Annotated in this window: 11 protein-coding genes and 7 pseudogenes; 8 read left to right on the top strand and 10 right to left on the bottom strand. The window is 59.9% G+C overall.

Annotation, left to right across the window (positions count from 1 at the left end; translation table 11 throughout):
* Positions 1–100: 100 nt before the first annotated feature.
* Both RALTA_RS30935 and RALTA_RS30930 read right to left on the bottom strand, forming a co-directional pair.
* Positions 101–1,030, bottom strand: a pseudogene (locus RALTA_RS30935) (condensation domain-containing protein); the annotation flags it as partial.
* Between the two features lie 380 nt (positions 1,031–1,410).
* A complete protein-coding gene (locus tag RALTA_RS30930; RefSeq protein ID WP_012354789.1) occupies positions 1,411–3,489 on the bottom strand; it encodes an MFS transporter in 2,079 nt (692 codons plus the stop codon).
* A 938-nt stretch (positions 3,490–4,427) separates the two neighbouring features.
* Between RALTA_RS30930 and RALTA_RS28445 the strand changes: the two genes are divergently transcribed.
* Positions 4,428–5,471 (top strand): IS4 family transposase, encoded by a 1,044-nt coding sequence (locus tag RALTA_RS28445; RefSeq protein ID WP_407637549.1) that lies wholly within the window; start codon positions 4,428–4,430, stop codon positions 5,469–5,471.
* A 131-nt stretch (positions 5,472–5,602) separates the two neighbouring features.
* On the opposite strand, the gene RALTA_RS28440 is transcribed toward RALTA_RS28445, so the two are convergent.
* Positions 5,603–6,703 (bottom strand): IS5 family transposase, encoded by a 1,101-nt coding sequence (locus RALTA_RS28440; protein ID WP_012354598.1) that lies wholly within the window; start codon positions 6,701–6,703, stop codon positions 5,603–5,605.
* Between the two features lie 198 nt (positions 6,704–6,901).
* Between RALTA_RS28440 and RALTA_RS31020 the strand changes: the two genes are divergently transcribed.
* The 6 genes and pseudogenes from RALTA_RS31020 to RALTA_RS28415 all read left to right on the top strand — a co-directional run bounded on the left by RALTA_RS31020 (position 6,902) and on the right by RALTA_RS28415 (position 11,377).
* The gene (locus tag RALTA_RS31020; RefSeq protein WP_018003659.1) at positions 6,902–7,576 is read left to right on the top strand and encodes a serine hydrolase domain-containing protein; all 675 of its coding nucleotides are present in this window, start codon (positions 6,902–6,904) and stop codon (positions 7,574–7,576) included.
* A 67-nt stretch (positions 7,577–7,643) separates the two neighbouring features.
* Positions 7,644–7,982 (top strand): serine hydrolase, encoded by a 339-nt coding sequence (locus RALTA_RS31015; protein ID WP_012354785.1) that lies wholly within the window; start codon positions 7,644–7,646, stop codon positions 7,980–7,982.
* Positions 7,983–8,351: 369 nt separating this feature from the next.
* Positions 8,352–8,627, top strand: a complete 276-nt coding sequence (tnpB, locus tag RALTA_RS28430) for an IS66 family insertion sequence element accessory protein TnpB (protein ID WP_012354783.1) — start codon at positions 8,352–8,354, stop codon at positions 8,625–8,627.
* A gap of 110 nt (positions 8,628–8,737) precedes the next feature.
* Positions 8,738–9,547 (top strand): annotated as a pseudogene (locus tag RALTA_RS28425) (transposase); the annotation flags it as partial.
* A gap of 991 nt (positions 9,548–10,538) precedes the next feature.
* On the top strand, positions 10,539–10,772 hold the full coding sequence (locus tag RALTA_RS28420; protein WP_145987456.1) for a hypothetical protein: 234 nt from the start codon (positions 10,539–10,541) through the stop codon (positions 10,770–10,772).
* A 134-nt stretch (positions 10,773–10,906) separates the two neighbouring features.
* Positions 10,907–11,377, top strand: coding sequence for an Lrp/AsnC family transcriptional regulator (locus RALTA_RS28415; protein WP_012354780.1), 471 nt, complete (start codon positions 10,907–10,909; stop codon positions 11,375–11,377).
* 170 nt (positions 11,378–11,547) lie between these two features.
* Here the strand turns inward: RALTA_RS28415 and RALTA_RS28410 are convergent, their stop codons facing one another.
* From RALTA_RS28410 to RALTA_RS28395, 6 genes and pseudogenes are all read right to left on the bottom strand, one after another.
* Positions 11,548–11,838 carry a hypothetical protein gene (locus RALTA_RS28410; RefSeq protein ID WP_018003654.1) on the bottom strand — a complete coding sequence of 97 codons (291 nt, stop codon included), beginning with the start codon at positions 11,836–11,838 and terminating at the stop codon, positions 11,548–11,550.
* Between the two features lie 517 nt (positions 11,839–12,355).
* Positions 12,356–12,472 (bottom strand): annotated as a pseudogene (locus RALTA_RS30920) (hypothetical protein); the annotation flags it as partial.
* Positions 12,473–12,510: 38 nt separating this feature from the next.
* Positions 12,511–13,296: pseudogene (locus RALTA_RS28405) on the bottom strand (hydrogenase small subunit); the annotation flags it as partial.
* 3 nt (positions 13,297–13,299) lie between these two features.
* A pseudogene (locus RALTA_RS31150) lies at positions 13,300–13,502 on the bottom strand (hydrogenase small subunit); the annotation flags it as partial.
* A gap of 111 nt (positions 13,503–13,613) precedes the next feature.
* On the bottom strand, positions 13,614–14,369 hold the full coding sequence (gene istB, locus RALTA_RS28400) for an IS21-like element ISRme9 family helper ATPase IstB (RefSeq protein ID WP_012354650.1): 756 nt from the start codon (positions 14,367–14,369) through the stop codon (positions 13,614–13,616).
* A gap of 7 nt (positions 14,370–14,376) precedes the next feature.
* Positions 14,377–15,878, bottom strand: a pseudogene (locus tag RALTA_RS28395) (IS21/IS408/IS1162 family transposase).
* 96 nt (positions 15,879–15,974) lie between these two features.
* On the opposite strand from RALTA_RS28395, the gene RALTA_RS30570 reads away from it, so the two are divergent.
* Positions 15,975–16,118 (top strand): hypothetical protein, encoded by a 144-nt coding sequence (locus RALTA_RS30570; protein WP_198053012.1) that lies wholly within the window; start codon positions 15,975–15,977, stop codon positions 16,116–16,118.
* A 135-nt stretch (positions 16,119–16,253) separates the two neighbouring features.
* On the opposite strand, the pseudogene RALTA_RS28390 reads toward RALTA_RS30570, so the two are convergent.
* Positions 16,254–17,339: pseudogene (locus tag RALTA_RS28390) on the bottom strand (DDE-type integrase/transposase/recombinase).
* Positions 17,340–17,433: the final 94 nt, after the last annotated feature.

The raw sequence follows: 17,433 nt of genomic DNA, 5'->3' as shown, positions 1-17,433 counted from the left end.
CAGTTCCCCAGGTGTTCCAATTGCTCGCACCAGGCGTATGGCGAAGGTCCATGTACGACACCATGAAAGGGTCGCGCAGGGGCTGGCCGAGGAGTTCGGCCACACGGGGCAGCGGAATTCGCGCGATATTCCTCAAGCCGTCTAGCCCTGCTACGGCCGAACGCACCACCTCACCGAAAGAGTCTGTTTGCTTGATGGAGAAGGCCACGGGCCCCATACCAACATACCATCCTATGGAAAATTGGAAGTGCTCCGTCTGTGTATTGACGGGTACCATGGTACGGAATACGTTCGAACTGCAGATTTCTTGGCCCGCTTTGGCAAGGCAGGCTAGCAACCCAGCAAACGAGTTGCCCTCAAGTGTGCGGCAGACTCGACTGAAGGAGAGTGCGTCAGATGCGTTGAGAAGTTCTGTGTATCCGCTTGGCTGATCGGCGGGGCTTTCGGTCGCCTCGCTTACTGAGGCAGGGAACTGAGGTAGCCGGCCGCCGCTCTCGCTGAGAAAGGTCCGCCAGCGCGCTATAGATTCGTGTTCAGCGTTCAACGCACCGGCGGCGCTCCGTTCAGCCTCTGCGAAATCCAAGTAGCTTGGCGGCCGTTCGGGAAGAATGGACGCAGCCGTCCTCTGTGAGGACGCGTGTGCTGACGCATACAGTAGTTGAATCTCATACGTAGTATGGAGAATGGAGTAGCAGTCCATTAGGGTGTGGTCTGCGGCGACATAGACGGTGGTTGCTTGTGGACGGCTCACTGTGGCCCAAAGATAGCTAGGCCAGCCTATAGCGAGAACCTCGCTGTCGAACAGATTCTCCAGATATCGTGACAATTTACGTCCATCTGTGAAGTCCGCAGCCGCACTGCGGCGGATTCTCACGGCATCGGCCGGTAGCGTCGTGCGAATAAATCGTTCGCCAGGCGGAAGCGGAAGGGCCACGATGAACTGGCTACGGAGGGCTTCGTGGCGGGTTACCCAGGCACGCAAAGCTTCGGTGAAAGCAACTGCATTGAATTCACCCGGGAGATCGAACATGCAGGCCAGCCAAGACGGCTGCAAGGGACCGTTGCCAGCTGTCTCAAGTGCATACGTGATGTGGGCTTCCTGGACGTAGGAGGGCAGCCGACCGTCGGCTGTCCAATTGGGATTGGACACATGCGGTGCGCAGGGCCGCCAAATGGTGAGGTGGCCCGGAGATAGGATGACCGATAGCATGTCGGCGAACTTCGTGATGAGGCCTGTGTTGGCCGCGAGAAGTAATGGAGGTAGCCGTTCTTAAGTGTCTGCCCCCACGAACTGCGGTGTACACACGGATTGCAGAGGGGATGCCCAGATCCACCCAGCGGCTCCGGCAATGAGGGCTCCGCTAAGCAGTAACGTCGCGCGGGCGCCGAGCCATGTTCCACAGGCGCCGCCTAACACGGCTCCGACTGGAGCAAGGGCCGCACTATGGTCCGGATGCTTGCGTTTACACGGCCGTGCAGTTGCGGCGGAGCCAAGGCGTAGCGGATTGGTGCCTGATGGACGCTGTAGACCTGCTTGCCGATCCACAATACAAATTGCGACAGTCCCAATGCAAGCCATCCTGGCACTTCGAGCAGCGGGGTTAGCATTGCGCCAACGGCACTGGTGAGGAGCGCTGCTATTAACACGCGACCCAAGCCTAACGTTCGAGCAAAAGGACGTGCAAGCAAAGTACCGATAACACTTCCGATTGCAGCGATGCCTGAGACGGTCCCGATCGTTGTGGCGTTCAGCCCTAAGCCCTCGGTTAGATACAGCAGAAAGACGGCGGAGTAGGCACTGTACCAAAATATGGGAGTACCGGTAGCAAAGGTGATTGCGCGGAGTTTGGGAGTACGTAACACGAATAGCGCGCCCTCTGCAGCTTCCGAGAGAACGCGTTCAAGGATGCTCCTAGTGTCGTAGTCACTTGTCATCGACGCGCTTGTTGTCGGCGCTATTATCACGTATGGGAGCAGCGCCGTCACCAGAAGGAACGACGCCGCATCTGCCAGTATCGCGATAGGTGCCGAAAGCGAATAGATCAACCAGCCTGCGAGCGGAGGACCAAGTACCAATGCCGCTGATTGTCCTAGTTCTATCCAGCTCTGAGCCTGTACAAGTTGTTGGGGCGGCACGACAGTTGGCACACATGCCAAAAAGGCCACGTCGGCAATCACCGTAAGCCCGCCCATCAGTGTAGCAACGGTGTAGAGATGGGGCATGCCGACGTAGCCGATAAGCAAAGCAGATACAGGTACTGTGGCCAACGTTAGCGCCATTATCCAATTTGCCGTAATCAGAAGGATTCGATGTGAGAATCGATCGGCGAAGACGCCGGCAAGCGGGCCTAGCGGAAGGTACGGGGCACGTCCACATGCAAGCAAGAAGCCTGTCTCGAGTGATCCTGCTTGGTGTAGTTGGATCGCGGTCAGAGGTAGGGCGATGAGCGTCACTTGGGCGCCGACGCGGGAAACCATCTGGCCTAGGAGAGATAGAAGCTGCCGGGCAAGCGTTGTCGTCGCGTTTGCGTTGCCACTGGAATCACTCCCTGCTCGAGAGAGTCGGCACGGACAGCGTGTAGACGAATTTCCTGCTAAGCGTTCGAACTGCTCAACCTCCTGAGGCGTGAGGTCGCGCACGTACCGCCCAATACATCTGGTGTATAGGGGTTGAGCAGCTGCGTCAGCTGAGGGATGGCCCCAGGGTTTGTCGAAAAGCGCGTGCTCGTGCTCTGCGTGATGCAGAACCCTCTCACTCCATCCCAAGCCCAGGTACTCCAGCATCCGTGCAGCTGTCTCACGCGGGGCGGTGACCAGATCCTCATATCGCACTTGGAGATAGCGACCACTGGGCGCACCCAAGTGTGCCTTGGTGACGACATTTATCCGGCCTTGGACCGCCTCGCCGATAGTCCGATGGTCCCACCCAGAAACCTTTTCATGGGATGCTGCCACGTCGCGGCCATCGCGAATGATGTGGATAAAATGTGCTTGCGGCCAAATGGCGGCATATTTGCAGAGGTTCTGGATCCGTCGCTGAAGCTTTAGACCCCATCGCTTCGCCCCGGTCTGTTGTCGCCGGAACTCGCCGATAGAGTCGATAAGCAGACAGCGATCCTCTAGTGTAGCCAGGACGGTTCCACGCTCCGCAATCACACGCGTCACCAATGTCTTTACGTCGTCTCGGTCCAAGGCCGAACGTTCACACTGCCAGACGAAGTGCACGCCCTCGAACCATTCAGGGTCGATGGCTTCCTTCGTCGTACCGATAACCCGTGGATCCCGACACGCCATCAAGGCGCATACTTCAAGGATATGTGAGCCAAGGTTGATTGGCTCCGTGAAATCGATTTCCGGACCTACGACCAAATCCGGATGCGCGTCGAGCAGAATGCTAAGCAAGGTTGTACCGGAGCGGTCTTCGCCCCCCAAAAGGACAGGGTCAGAACGTAGAGGGACTAAAGTGTGGTCTGGTGAGGAGTTAAACATGGGCCTGGAGGGCAAGAAAGAACATGGCGGCCCAACAATTAGCGCTGCTGTTCATTTGTCAAAACAGTGAGCACTGGGACCAATTGCGGCCGAGTCAACACCATTAGTGCAAGCGCTGTGCCTGGGAGCGGTTTAGAGCAAAACTACACTGCACGCTGGTATGGAGGCCCTTGCTTTCGTTCTGCGCGGTGCAAAGTGCTGTTGAAATTGTTGCAATTTGTCCCCTACTGAACATTGTCCATCTCGCAGGGCGGACTAAAGTTCCGCATCTAAAAATAGACAATTCTATTGCTTGCCTATAGCCCGAGAGTCAGCGGCACACGGGATTTTTATCGGAAGCCGAAGTTTCATGCTGCTAAACCGGTCCTGCGAAGCCGCCGCAGGAATGTATATGGAACGAGGTTACAAATGTCTTGCGCTATTCAGTGCGCTGGGGCTAGCTAGCGCCATGTTGTCCGAGGATCGGACATAGCGACCTGTGTACAGGTTGCCTCCCCACTGTGTGTTGATGTCTATCAATATGCAGCTTTTTTTGGCCGACTCCTGACTGGGCGTGGCATGTACTTTGCATATTCCGATCGAGATGTTTTTGATACTCGAGATGTTTTTGAAAAAACTGAATGCGTTGGTCAGAATGATCATCGATGGCAACATCATGGAGCACGTGTTACTCGGGGTGGTAGTGATTGTTCTTGCCGTCACCCTTGTTGTGCCTATGTGTAAGCCAAGGGGCGCGCGGGGTTCGTGCTTCCGTCTTCCGGGAGTGCCTCCAACCCAACCTCATTACACACTGGTGCTCTGCAGAAAGTCGTTTACGGTCAATGACATAGCGGGTGGGGTTGTAAACTCTTTCGGAATGTCGTTCACTCTTGCAATTTGGGCGGCACATGCAGCGAGAGGCGACGAGTTGGGCAGCGGCGGAATTCAAGGACATTGACTTGGGCGACCAGCGCCTGAACAAGCGGGCGGTGCTGCTAGCGGAGCGGCTCGCAGAGAAGCCGACGGCAAGCATACCCAGCGCATGCGGCGGCTGGGAGGAAACGGCTGCGGCGTACCGCTTCCTGGCTCAGGATGAACTGGACTGGCGCGATATTCTGGCGCCCCACTGGCAGAGTTCAGCCGAGCGGATGCGAGCTTGCGAAGTGGTGCTATGCATCCAAGACACGACGGAGCTGGACTTTAACGGCCAGGCCATCGCAGGCCTGGGACCGCTGTCGTATGAGGCGCAACGTGGGCTATATCTGCACCCGACTTACGCGGTAACGCCAGCGCGCGAACCGCTGGGCGTGCTTGACGCCTACATGTGGGCGCGAGCCCAAGGGTGCGGATGGCGTTCGCCCCGGCATCAAGGAAAGTACCATTGGACCGAAGGATATGAGCGGGTTGCCGAACAGGCGACCGCACTGCCTGCCACGCGACTCGTCTATGTGACTGACAGAGAGTCGGACATCATGGCGTTGATGATCAAGGCAAAGGAGTTGGGCCACCCGGCGGATTGGCTACTGCGCTCGCAGCACAATCGCACCTTGCCTGGCGGCGGCAAGCTGTGGGAGCAAGTAACTGCGGGTGAGCCAGTGGGCAGGATTCACTTCACGCTGGCAGCCCGTCAGGCTCAGCCGGCGCGCGCGGTACGGCAGCAGGTGTGGGCGCAACGTGTTGCGTTGCCTGACGCTGCAGGCGGCGTGGTGAGTGCCACTTGTATTGTCGCCCGGGAGGTCGACCCGCCGGCAGGCGTCAAGCCGATTGAATGGCGACTGCTGAGTAATCGCGAGGTGAACGACCTTGACGCGGCCGCGCAGCTTATTGACTGGTACCGCGCGCGTTGGGAGGTGGAATTGTTCTTTCATGTGCTCAAGAACGGCTGTCGAGTCGAGGCGTTGCAACTTGCATCGATGGCACGGCTTGAGCGTGCCTTGGCGCTGTTCATGGTGGTGGCAAGAGGTGGCGGCGGAAATTCGGACAGTCGGTTAACAGGCTGCTGAAGTACTCATCGCGCTAGCGATGAGTTTTTCCCCGCAAGGCGGGGAGCGCTGTTTTTCACAATCCGGAAGCCGGACGTCACTGCCTCGGCTTTTTCCGCGTTTTGGCGCCCATTCCGGCCTCATTAGCGCGATTACTGCAACTGCGGACGGATTTGTCCCAGCGAGCGCATGCGCACGAGGTGGTAGGCGGCCATGCTCAGCACAAACATCTGATCGACTTTCTTCAGACCGCGCACCATCACCTGACGCATGCGCCCCACGGTCTTGACCCACCCGAAGCCCTGTTCGATCAGCTTGCGCTTTTGTTGCGAGACGGCATAACCGGCGCTGGAAGCAATGGCATCAGCAACGGCCGAGCGACGACCCGATGTGTTCTGCGCCACGTGGGGCGTCACCTTCATTTCCAGGCAGGCCTCAATGAACTCGTGCGCGTCATAGCCCTTGTCCGCGCCCACGGTGACTTCCACATTCAGGTCTTCAATCACCTGCCTGGCATCGTTAAGCATGACCTTTGCGGCCTCCCGCTCGGCGTGTCCGTCCGCCTTGGTCACCATGGCGCTAACCACCAGGCCATGGCGGTTGTCGCTCAGGGTATGACCCATGTAGCGCAGCTCACTGGATGTCTTGCCCTTGCGGTAGAGCTTGGCATCGGGATCGGTCTTGGATTCGTGTGTCTCGTTGCTGCGCTTGCGACCTTTGAAGCTGCCGCCGGCGTCATCGTCTTGGTCGTCGCCATCCTTGCGCACGAAGCTCTTGTGGCCTGCCCACGCCTGTATCAGCGTGCCGTCCACGCTGAAGTGCTCACCCGACAGCCAGTTCTTCTTCTGCGCGATGGCCAGCACCTCGTTGAAAAACTGGATCACCGCATCATGCTTGATCAGTCGCTCGCGGTTCTTGGTGAAGACCGTGGGCACCCAAACTGAGTCGTCCATCGACAGCCCGATGAACCAGCGAAACAGCAGGTTGTATTGCGTCTGCTCCATGAGCTGGCGCTCAGAGCGAATGCTGTAGAGCACCTGCAGCAGCATGGCCCGCAGCAACTTCTCCGGCGCGATACTGGGGCGGCCACCCTTGATATCGGCCTCGTACATCTGCGCGAACAGCCGGTCCATCTTCACCAGCGCCTGGTTGGCCATAGTCCGGATCGAGCGCAGCGGATGGGACTGCGGCACGAAATCCTCCAGCCTCCGCATAGTGAACAAGCTTTCCGTGAAGGTATCTGCGCCGCGCATGAATGTGGGATTGGATGGGATCCTCAAAGCAACGCTTCAGCCAGTCGTCGCGCTGACGTCCGCTGGAGGTATTTCAGCGGCCTGCTAATGCTCATTCTTCCAACATTCGCAAGACTCAGCGTTGCGCTGTCGCTTCTCGCGTCCACTACAGTAGCCTGCGCGCGCCTGCCCGCGCCAGTGGCGGCAGCCGAGGTCGGAATGTCCGCGGGACGGCTCGGCGCGGTCGGCGACTGGATGCAGTCCCAGGTGGAATCCAAACGCGTGCCAGGGGCAGTGATGCTGATCGTGCGGAACGGCCAGGTCGCCTACTTCGAAGCTGTGGGGCAGCAGGATCCGGTGCATGGCACGCCCATGAGCAAGGACAGCATCTCCCGGATCTACTCGATGACCAAGCCCATGACTTCGGTTGTCGCCATGATGTTGGTGGAGGAAGGCAAGCTGCAGCTCGATGCACCGCTGTCGCGGTTCCTTCTCGCCTTCGCCACCATGAAGGTCGGTGTCGAGCGGAAGGACCCGGCCACTGGCGCAAAGACTCTGGAGTCGGTGGGTACCTTACGGCCGATAACCGTGCACGACCTGTTGCGGCATACTTCGGGCATCACCTACGGCGTCTTCGGCGATTCTGCGGTCGAGCGCCTGTACCGGGCCGCACAGATCGGACTCCACGGCGACTTCACGAATGCCGAACTGGCAGACCGGGTAGCGGCGCTGCCGCTGCAGAATCAGCCAGGCACGGCCTGGGAATATGGATTCTCCACCGATGTCCTGGGCCGCGTGCTGGAAGTAGTGGAAGGCCAAACCTTGGGCACCATCATGCGCAGGCGGCTCTTTGCCCCACTGGGAATGAAGGACACTGGGTTCGGCCTTCCCTGAGGCTGCTAAGCATGCCAAACTTGTCCAGCCCTTCTCCGACGACGAGGAGGTCGTGCCGGGACTCCGCATGTTTGATCCCCGCATGCCCCGGAAGTTCGAGTCGGGCGGTGCCGGCCTCGTTTCCACGGCGCAAGACTATGCCCGCTTTGCGCAGATGCTGGCCAACGGCGGCTCACTCGATGGTCGGCGCTACCTCAGCCCCCGGACAATCGAGTCCATGACTGCGGACCACGTGGCCAATGGGATCGCACCTGGATCGCTCTATCTGCCCGGAGCCGGCTATGGATTCGGACTGGGATTCGCCGTGCGTCGCACGGCCGGCGAAGCGCCCTCCGTCGGCTCGCCCGGCGAGTACAACGTAAGCAGTCTTTCATCGGCGTCTATCAAATGGCATGCTGAATGGTGATGATGTTCTCCACCTACTTCAGGAGAACATTGATGAGCGAAGCATCGCCGGAACTGAAAGTTGTCAGCGGCAACAGCAGGGGTCGCAAGCGATACGACAACGCCAGCAAGCGAGCACTGGTTGAGGCCTGTCTGCGGCCAGGGGGCCCGGCGCGCCTGTGCAACAGACGCAGACGAGAACAATGACCGAGAACCGACCCTTAGCATTCGTGGCCGTTGAGTCTATCTCAGAGGCGACGTCAGTCGATCCAACCTCCGCCTGTATGGCCGTCGCGTTGGATGTGCGATTGCCCAATGGCGTCGAACTGGATCTGAGCCAGGCGGATCTCCCAGGACTGACGATGATTGTCCAGATGCTGGGGAGGATGCCGTGTTCCGGTTCGACAGCGGGCTGAAGGTATTCCTGCATCGCGAGCCGGTGGACTTCCGGATGGGGATCAACGGGCTGTCGATTCTGGTGGAGCAGGCGATGTTGCTCAACCCGTTTGACCACTCGCTGTACGTGTTCGGCAACCGACGGTGCGACCGTATCAAGATCCTCGGCTGGGACGGTGCTGGTTTCTGGTTATTCCTCAAGCGATTGGAAGCCGAGGATCGCTTCGTGTGGCCGGACACGACCGATATCGTCACGCTCACCGTCGATTAGTTGCATTGGTTGCTGGACGGCATCGACATCGCAGTCATCAGGAAGCATCCCCAACGCATCTACGTGCGAACGAGTTGAACTCTCGGATGGGCATGTCGGTCCAACCGGCCATGCCCGTCAACGTCACGATCACTGCTGAAGAACTTGAGGAGTTGCTCGCAGAACGCGACGCAGCGCGCCAGCTTCGCCTCGAACGTGATGTACTTCGGGGTGAGTTGCGCTTGGTAAAAGCTGAACGCGAGCTGGCAGAAGAACGACTGCGTGCCTATCGGCGCGAATTGTTCGGTGCCAAGAGCGAAGCACGTGATACGGGCCAACTCGGGCTGTTCAACGAGGCCGAAGCACTCACCGCCACCGCACAGCCTGCACAGGAAGACGTGCCCGGCACGAAGATCGCCGCTCACACCCGCAACAAGCGTGGTCGCAAGTCCCTCGTCCCAAGCTGCCACGCGAAGTGGTGCGTCACGACCTGCCGGAGTCCGAACACTTCTGTGCCCACGATGGCCACGCGCTGGTCGAGATCGGCGTTGAGATCAGCGAACAACTGGACGTGCTCCCGGAACAGGTCCGTGTCATCCAGCACCAGCGCGTCAAGCGTGCCTGCCCGTGCTGCGATCTGGGCATCAAGGTCACGCCGGCGCTGCCGCGTATCATCCCCCGTGGCCTGTTCACCGAGTCGGCGCTGGCCTGGATTGCCCCGGCAAGTACCAGTTAGGCATGCCCCTGTATCGCCAAGCCGCATTGCTGCGCCGCTTCGGCGGCGCATCTCGGCCAATACCATCGCCGCCAGCATGGTGCGCGTGGGCCAGGCCGTGCAGCCGGTGATCAACCTGCTTCGCGACACGCTGCTTGATTCCGACATCATCTACGGCGACGAGACCACTCTCCAGGTCTTGAAGGAGCCAGGACGGCGACCACAGAGAGGTCTGGCTACGCTCGGCGCTGAGCAAGGTATCGTCCAAAAGCGATACCGCGAAGCCGATGGGCTGCGCATTGAGTCAGTCGACAACGGACGTAGCAGCGAACGCGGCGCCGCCGTCTATTCGGCGGTGGCTCTAGCCAACCTGAATGATCTCGATTCGGAGGCTTACCTGCGGCGTATTTGCTCGCCTCCCACTTCACCCGTGTCGCCGAACTAATGCCATGGGACAAGGTTGTACAGATCCGCTTGGACGCCGCTTGAAAGTAACCTTCCTGTCACGAACGGGTCGAGCGGTTGTCCTGGCCCATTGGAGCACTCGAGAGATTCAGGCCGTTGCCAATGACCTCGAAAAATCGCTTGGTTGGCGACACCCGCCAAAGCCGTAGATGAAAATCTGCAATCTGCCCAGCCTTCTGTGCTTGCGCCTACCGGTCTAAGCTGCCCGGTAGGCGAGCGATGAATATTAAGCCATGCATAGGTAGCATCAGGAGATTTTCAGCATCAGCCGGAAGGGAAATTGTTGGGGCAATGCGGTGATGAGGCGGCTCTTCCTGAACTCCAATATGGAGCATGTGTGGGAGCCAATAGGCGGATCACGACGAGGGTCGACGCGACATGATTTAGTAGGTCGCTTCAAAGCTCGCAGAGCAAGCTAGTCGATCGAACGGGGATTCGACCACGCCAATAACTGACGTTGTAGGACTATTCGCTTTCAGGCTGTAGAGGCGGCGCAATGTTGGGTAGGCAGTGGGAATCGAAAATACTTGACATGCTTCGTGTGAGGCGGGCGCTGCATCGATAAGAGCGAAATATCCCTGATGTTGTCCTTATGTCGCCGGAGTGCGTCAATAATAAAGCGATCACTCAATTCTTCAACGATCCCATCGGACACCCCGGAGGGGAGAAATGCGCGGCCGTACATGATAGGCGTGTTGTTGACGTATATCACCTTGCGGACACAGAGGAGCGTTCTATCCGGTGGACTAAAGATGTTTGAGGCCGAGTCCATGATCTTCTCCTTTGTGATTGAAATCAATTCCATCGTCGGTTTCCAACTCCCCACCAAGCATCAATATGTGCAGGTTGTGGAACACGAACCGGCGCCAGCATCAGTCGGCGAAACCGCCATTACAAGATCCACATTGCCAGCCATGGTCGGCATTTTGCTAGGCTGGAAACTCGTCGGACGTATCCACCGGTTGTACCCCGAGCGTGCCTGGTAGTTCAACGCGTTGAGTCTGTCCAAGCGAATCGATGTTGGCGTCGTCGCAATTGTCGGCGTCTGATATCAGCTTACGCCGGCGTGGAGATTGGCTGGGACTGGACAATGCGGGGCGAAAATATTGTGTAGGCATCAATGAATCTCGACACAACAGATCTGCGAATTCTCGATGAACTCCAGCAGAACAGCGCTCTAACGAACGTTGAACTAGCGCGCCGCGTTCATCTTTCTCCGTCGCCGTGTCTTGCTCGGGTCAAAGCCCTCGCGAGTGCCGGCGTAATACGGCGCTATGTCGCACTTGTCAGTGCTTCCGCTCTAGGCCTAGGGCTGAATGTCTTTATCTCAATTAACTTGAAATACCAAAGTAAGGACTCCTTGACAGAGTTCGAACGCCGCATCGCCGAATACGACGAAGTGATGGAGTGCTATTTAATGACAGGCGATAGCGATTATTTGATTCGGGTAGCAGTGGCCGACATGGCTGCCTTGGAGAGATTCATCCTGGAACAACTTACGCCGATTCCAGGAATCGAGAAAATTCGCTCTAGCTTCGCGCTCAAGCAGGTTCGTTATAAGACCGCACTGCCCCTACCGTTGCAGCGTTAGGTTCATCGTCGGATGTGCCCTCTCCCTTCAAGGTTGCGTTGCATGACCAGTACAGCTAGCGCCGGGGCAAAGGCTGTTGGCGTGCCACGCACCAGTAGCCGCCGGGTAATCTCTTCGGCCGACGTGCCGTCCCCCACGCGGCTGAACGCGTCGGATCGCTTGCGATTCAGTCATTCGCGCACTTGCGGAAAAGACTGATCGCCATCAAGTGGTTTCGTCAATATTTCGAGTTGCTCCTGCGCCTTGCGCTCAGGGGCTGGCGCGTCCAGCAGTTGTCGTAGGCGTTCGCGAAGCGTCTCATCCAGCGGCGGCTGCCTCTGCCATTCGCCGCGTCGGCGCCCGATCGACCAGTCGCCCACCATGGTCCGCTGCCAGCGCTCGGCTGCGCGGCCGATGAGCTTGAAGTCATCGTCTCGTTGGATGTAGCCAATTGCCTCCGTCAACTCTGCAAGCAGACCCAAGCCGGTGATTCAGCCGATCTCGCCGCCCGCCGACAGTGCTACTGCCCCCCAAAATCTCATCCCTGAGCTGCTCGTCTGCGGCCGCGATCACCCTCGCGGCCCAAGCGACGGCCCCACGCAGACTGGCGCGTCCCTCCATGACTAACATGGTTGTCCGCGAAGGTAGCATACGCAAATATCCGTCTGGAGAGCACATTTTGTGAGCGCGCTGCTCCGGGCGCCACACTGTGAAGCCGCTGGCGTCCCAGTTCCACGGCAACGCCTGCTTCCTTGCCAGTCGCGCCGACCCAACACTCGTTGGCGGCAATGTTCAATCGCCGCTACTTCAGCCACGTTGGCCTGGGGCTCTCGGTGCTTGCCGACGAGCATCGCTGACGGCCGAAGGCGACACAGATTACCACTGCGTGCCGCGCGCAGGTACGCTAGCCCGCTGGGGTCACCCGGCGCATCATGAGTTGAGCGTCAAGCGCCGTGTCAATGACGCCGGCGAGCAGGGCGAGTACTTGGCCGCCGACAGGTTGGCGTCGAGATTGACCTCACAGCGCATGTGACCCTCGATCCGAGTCACCGGGTCGACGACCACGCGTCGCCCGCTGTTGTCAAGGTTGAATCCTTGGGTGGAATGGGCAGTCATGAGACGTCCTTGTCTCTCTTGAATCTGGTCAGCGCGGCTCAATGCTCGGCGCCGCTGGTGCCTTGGTTCTTCTTCTGAGCCGTACGCTTGATGGCCGACACGGCCGCGTGGGCTGCCACGGCAGCGCCGACCACTCCGGCCGCCGCGCCGCCGACCTTGTCGGCGTTGGCCTCGATGCCGAACTGGTGGATGTTGGTGAGGCGGTCGTAGAACGAGCCCTTGTCCCAAAAGCCATCTTCCGAGCAGCCGATGCAGCCGTGGCCGGCCTGGATCGGGAAGCTCGTGCCCTCGTTCCATCGCGTCGTCGAGCAGGCGTTGTAGGTGGTCGGACCCTTGCAACCGACCTTGTAGAGACAATAGCCCTTGCGCGCGGATTCGTCGTACTAGGCCTCGACGAACTGGCCGGCATCGAAGTGTGGGCGGCGGTAGCACTTGTCGTGGATACGCTGGCTGTAGAACATCTTCGGCCGGCCCTGGCGGTCCAGCTCAGGGATACGGTCAAAGGTCAGCATGTAAGTGATCACGCCAATCATCGCCTCGGCGATCGGCGGGCAGCCGGGCACCTTGATGATGGGCTTGTCCGTGATCACCTTGTGCACCGGCGTGGCCTGCGTCGGGTTCGGCTTGGCGGCCTGCACGCAGCCCCATGATGCGCAGGAGCCCCAGGAGATGACGGCCTTGGCGTCCTTGGCCACATGCTTGAGCTGGTCGATGAAGGGGCGCCCGCCGATGATGCAACTCATGCCCACCTGGTTCAGCGGACGGTTGCCTTCCACCGCTAGGATGTAGTTGCCCTTCTACTTAACAATGACCTCCTCGAGGATAGTGAACGACTCCGAACAACAAGTGCATTCCAGCCCATGCAGCCACAGCATCGGCGTGCGCGGTTTGGTCTCCATGGCGTGTGCGATCTGCGGCCCGAACGTCGGGGCCCACCCGAGCGAGGTGGCCGTGAGCGAGCAATACAATACTTGAGGAAGGTGCGTCGCGAAATGCCTTGTCGTCGCATGACCTCATAGCAGGTTTCCATCCTTCAAGTATCCAGAGTTGCGGATTTCGGTGAAGGTGATCAGCGGTTTCGGCGAACGTGATCAGGGAAGGAAGGTGGTACTGCGCGGTCAGGAGATTGTAGCGTAGGTGATCACGATGCCCGTTTCTTGGCGTCGGTTGCCGTGCGCTTGCGCATGGATTCGCCTTTGAGCGCCACCTTGTGCGCCTGGTGGACCAGCCGGTCCAGGATGGCGTCAGCCAGCGTCGGATCATTCAACCACTGGTGCCAATGCTCGATCGGGAGCTGGCTTGTCACGATGGTCGAGCGGGTACCGACGCGGTCGTCCAGAACTTCCAGCAGATCGCCGCGAGCGCTTTCAGAAGGCTCCTGTAGGCCCCAGTCGTCCAGCACCAGAACATCGATGCGTGCGAGTTGCGCCAGGCGGCGCGTAAAGCTCCCGTCGCCGTGGGCGATCTGCAGTTCCTCGAACAGTCGAGGCACCCGCAGATAGAGAGCAGAGAATCCCTGTCGACAGGCCTGCTGAGCAAACGCACAGGCCAACCAGGACTTGCCGGCACCGGTCGCCCCGGTCAGGATGAGGCTCTGAGCGTTGCGGATCCAGTCGCAACTGGCCAGGGTAGCGACCAGCCGCTGATCAAGGCCGCGACTGCCGTCATAGACCACATCCTCGAGGCATGCCTGGGTGTGCTTGAGCTTGGCCGAGCGCAGCAGCCGCTCCAGGCGCCTGGTGTCGCGCCAAGCAATCTCCCGGTCGACCAGCATGGAGAAGCGTTCTTCGAACGGCAGGCTGGAACTGGCGGTCAGGGCAGACTGTTCCTCGAAGGCCCGCGCCATCCCGTCGAGCTTGAGGGCCTTGAGCTGGCCGACGGTGTGTTGCATCAGCATAGTTTTCCTAATGGTAGTAGTCGGGTCCGCGCACGTTGTCGTGCATGGGGGAATGCCACTCGGTTTGCGATACCGGCAGAGTGGCTTGCCGGTCCAGATGGTTTTCAAGGATGGAGACCACAGACTTACGCGTGAGCGAGCCAATGGCGACGGCGCGAGCGCAAGCGGCTTCGAGCCGCTCCTTGCTGTACTTCTTGGCCAGACTCAGCAGACCCAGGCAGGCGCGATAGCCCATCTCGGGATGGCTCTTGTGGGTGAGCTGGTATTCGACGATGACGGCGACGTTGGGCCCAATCGAGGCTGCCCAGTTGAGCAGCCGGCCGGGCGTCCATTCGAGGTGCGCGCGGTGGGCCACCGGCATGTGTTCCTTGACCGTGCTGTGGCTGCCCTTGCGGGTATTGCGCGCGTGCAGCGCCACCCGTTTGCCACCGTACAGGATCTCGATGGTGTGGCGGGTTACGCGAGCCTCGACCGCCTTTCGCACCAGGGCATGCGGCACGCTGTAGTAGTGACCGTCGATCTCGACGTGGTAGTCGACGTTGACGCGGCATTGTTTGAACGTTGCAACTTCGTAGCGCCGCGGCGGCAGCGGTCGCAACACTGGCCGGTCCAACCGCTCGAACCACTCCCGGCGCGTGCCAGGCAGCTTCTTGAACGATCGGTCATTCAGGTCGGCGACGAGCTTCTTGATGGCCTTGTTGAGCTCGCCCAAGCTGTAAAAGCGATGGTTGCGCAGCCGCGCCAGGATCCACCGCTCGACGATCAGCACGCCGGTCTCGACCTTGGCCTTGTCTTGCGGTTTGCGCGGCCGTGCCGGCAGCATGGCCGTGCCGTAGTGATGAACGAAGTCTTCCCGGGTTGTCCGGCACAAGCAGCTCAGGCACGCCGCCGGCGAATTCCATCGCACAGACCATTCCCCCGATCCAGTCGGCGGTGGTCTGCCCCCGGGTGGCGCACGCGTATGTGTAATTCGACGCGCCAAGCACAGCGACGAAGATGCTGGCTTCAAACGCAAGGCCGCCTTCCGGGTCCAGAATCGGCACCATCTGACCTGCGAAGTCCGCAAACAGCTTCTCGCCGGCGCGGTGCTGCTGGCGCATGGACCGCTTGAGTGTCGCTGCCCAGTCCCGGTAACGGCAGCAGAACTGCGTGTATTGGTAAATGGGGACCCCGGGATTCGCGTCCAGGTATTCCTCCCACAGCAACTGCAGTGTCACGCCCTTGCGGCGCAGCTCGCGGTGCAGGTAGGGGAAGTCCGGCGTCACCCGTCCGCCCGGGCTGTTGGCCGGCTTCTGTGCGCCGAACAGCCGCTGACTCCAGCGTATCCTCGTTCAGGCTATCCGCCTGCGCCCAATCCAGCCCCGCTGCCTTCGCCATCGCCGCGTACTGCGAAACGGCACCAACACTCACACCCGTCGCCCTAGCGATCTGCCAGTGCGAAAGGCCACACGCCCATTTCAGGCGAAGCACTTCCTTGATCTTGCGCATGGTCATCCGGTTGGCCGGCATCAGCTTGCTTCCTTGCAAAAAGGAAGCAGCGTATCGCCGGCGTTCTAGTCCATGCGCAGTCCCACCCCCAGCCCTTGCCCGGCCCCATTACGGTGCGTGATCACCCGTTTCGGCTGCTTGATCACCTATTTCGGCAACGTGATCACTCGTTTCGGGATCGTGATCACCGATTTCGGCAGCGTCGTCGAAGTGATCACGTTCCGCCGAAACCAGCGAGCAGCTTCCCGCCGAAACAGGTGATCACGTTCCCCCGAAATCGCTGATCAAGCGCCCCGAAATACGCACTCGGACAGCAATAGCTCGCTTTGCGAGCGCTATGGCATCAGCGCGAGACCGACTACAAGTCGGCGCGCGTCGAGGTAGATGTTGCCTCATTCATGCAACCAAACGCTGGTATTCCGCGCCTGGGATGACTCTGCTGGGCACCACAACATCGCGCTCGGGGTTGAGCGTGACCGTCCCAATTGGCGACCAATCTGGTGTGTGGCGTGACCAACGACGCAGATTGCGCTCACGAGCCTGAACGTCAGAATGTTGGTGTCTTGTCCGGCGTGGCGCTATGCCGGGCTCACGTAGCGGATGCCGCTGTGCCGGTGCTCATGTTGTACCAGTGCAAAGTGCGCCGCCCACGTACGCGCCGCAGTCAGATCGGCAAAGCCCTTGGACGGGAACTCCGGCCGGTACTTGGCCGTGCAGAAGAGGCTCTCCACAAAGGCGTTATCGTCCCTCACCCGTGGACGCGAATACGAAGGCTTGACGCCCAGCCAGAACAACATCGCCAGCACCGTAGTGGCCTTGAGCGTGGCGCCGTTGTCACCATGCAGCACGGGCTTGGCCGCCAAGGCGTGAATACCCTCGGCCAGCGCCGTGCGTTTGACTAGATGCGCCGCGTGGTCGGCATCGTCGCGATCGTGGACCTCGAAACCTACGATCTTGCGGCTGTAGACGTCCAGGATCAGATACAGATAAAACCAGCGCCCGGCGACCTCGGCCGGCAAATAGGCATGTCCCAGCACCACAGTTGGCGTGGCCCGGTGGCCACGTGCGTGGTGGGCGGACGGCTTTGGCGCGGCGCCTTGGCGCGTCGTCGGTGCCGGGTCTGCCCATGGGCGCGCAGCACTCGACCGAAGCTCGATTCGCTGGCCAGGCCTCTGGCTCAGCCAGCGCCTGCGTGGCGGCAGTGCGCCACTGCTCCAACTCCTGCGGATACACGCCGTTCTCACGGCACCAGGCGTTCTTGCTGGCCTCGTCCATCGCCGCCATCGCCAGCACCGCCTCAAACCTTGCCGCCGCTGTCCATGCCCGCTCGCGAGCGGGCATGGACATAGCGTCTGCACGCCAGCGCTCAAGCGTGGCCACTGCCACACCCAATTCCCTTGAAACCACTTCCACCACCGCACTCTCCAGCGGTAACAACCGTGCTACCGCCCGGTCCTTGAATGCTTGTCCGTAACGAGCCACTTCTCTCTCTTATCGCCCCAGGGTTTAGACTCTATCGGGGCGACATCTATTCTGCCGCGGGGGAAGTAGATCGAGCATTACGCCAATGAAGGCG

This window comes from Cupriavidus taiwanensis LMG 19424 (genome assembly GCF_000069785.1).
Classification (GTDB): Bacteria; Pseudomonadota; Gammaproteobacteria; order Burkholderiales; family Burkholderiaceae; genus Cupriavidus; species Cupriavidus taiwanensis.
Note: the sequence above shows the minus strand (reverse complement) of the source record. Positions and strands in the feature narration are given on the sequence as shown.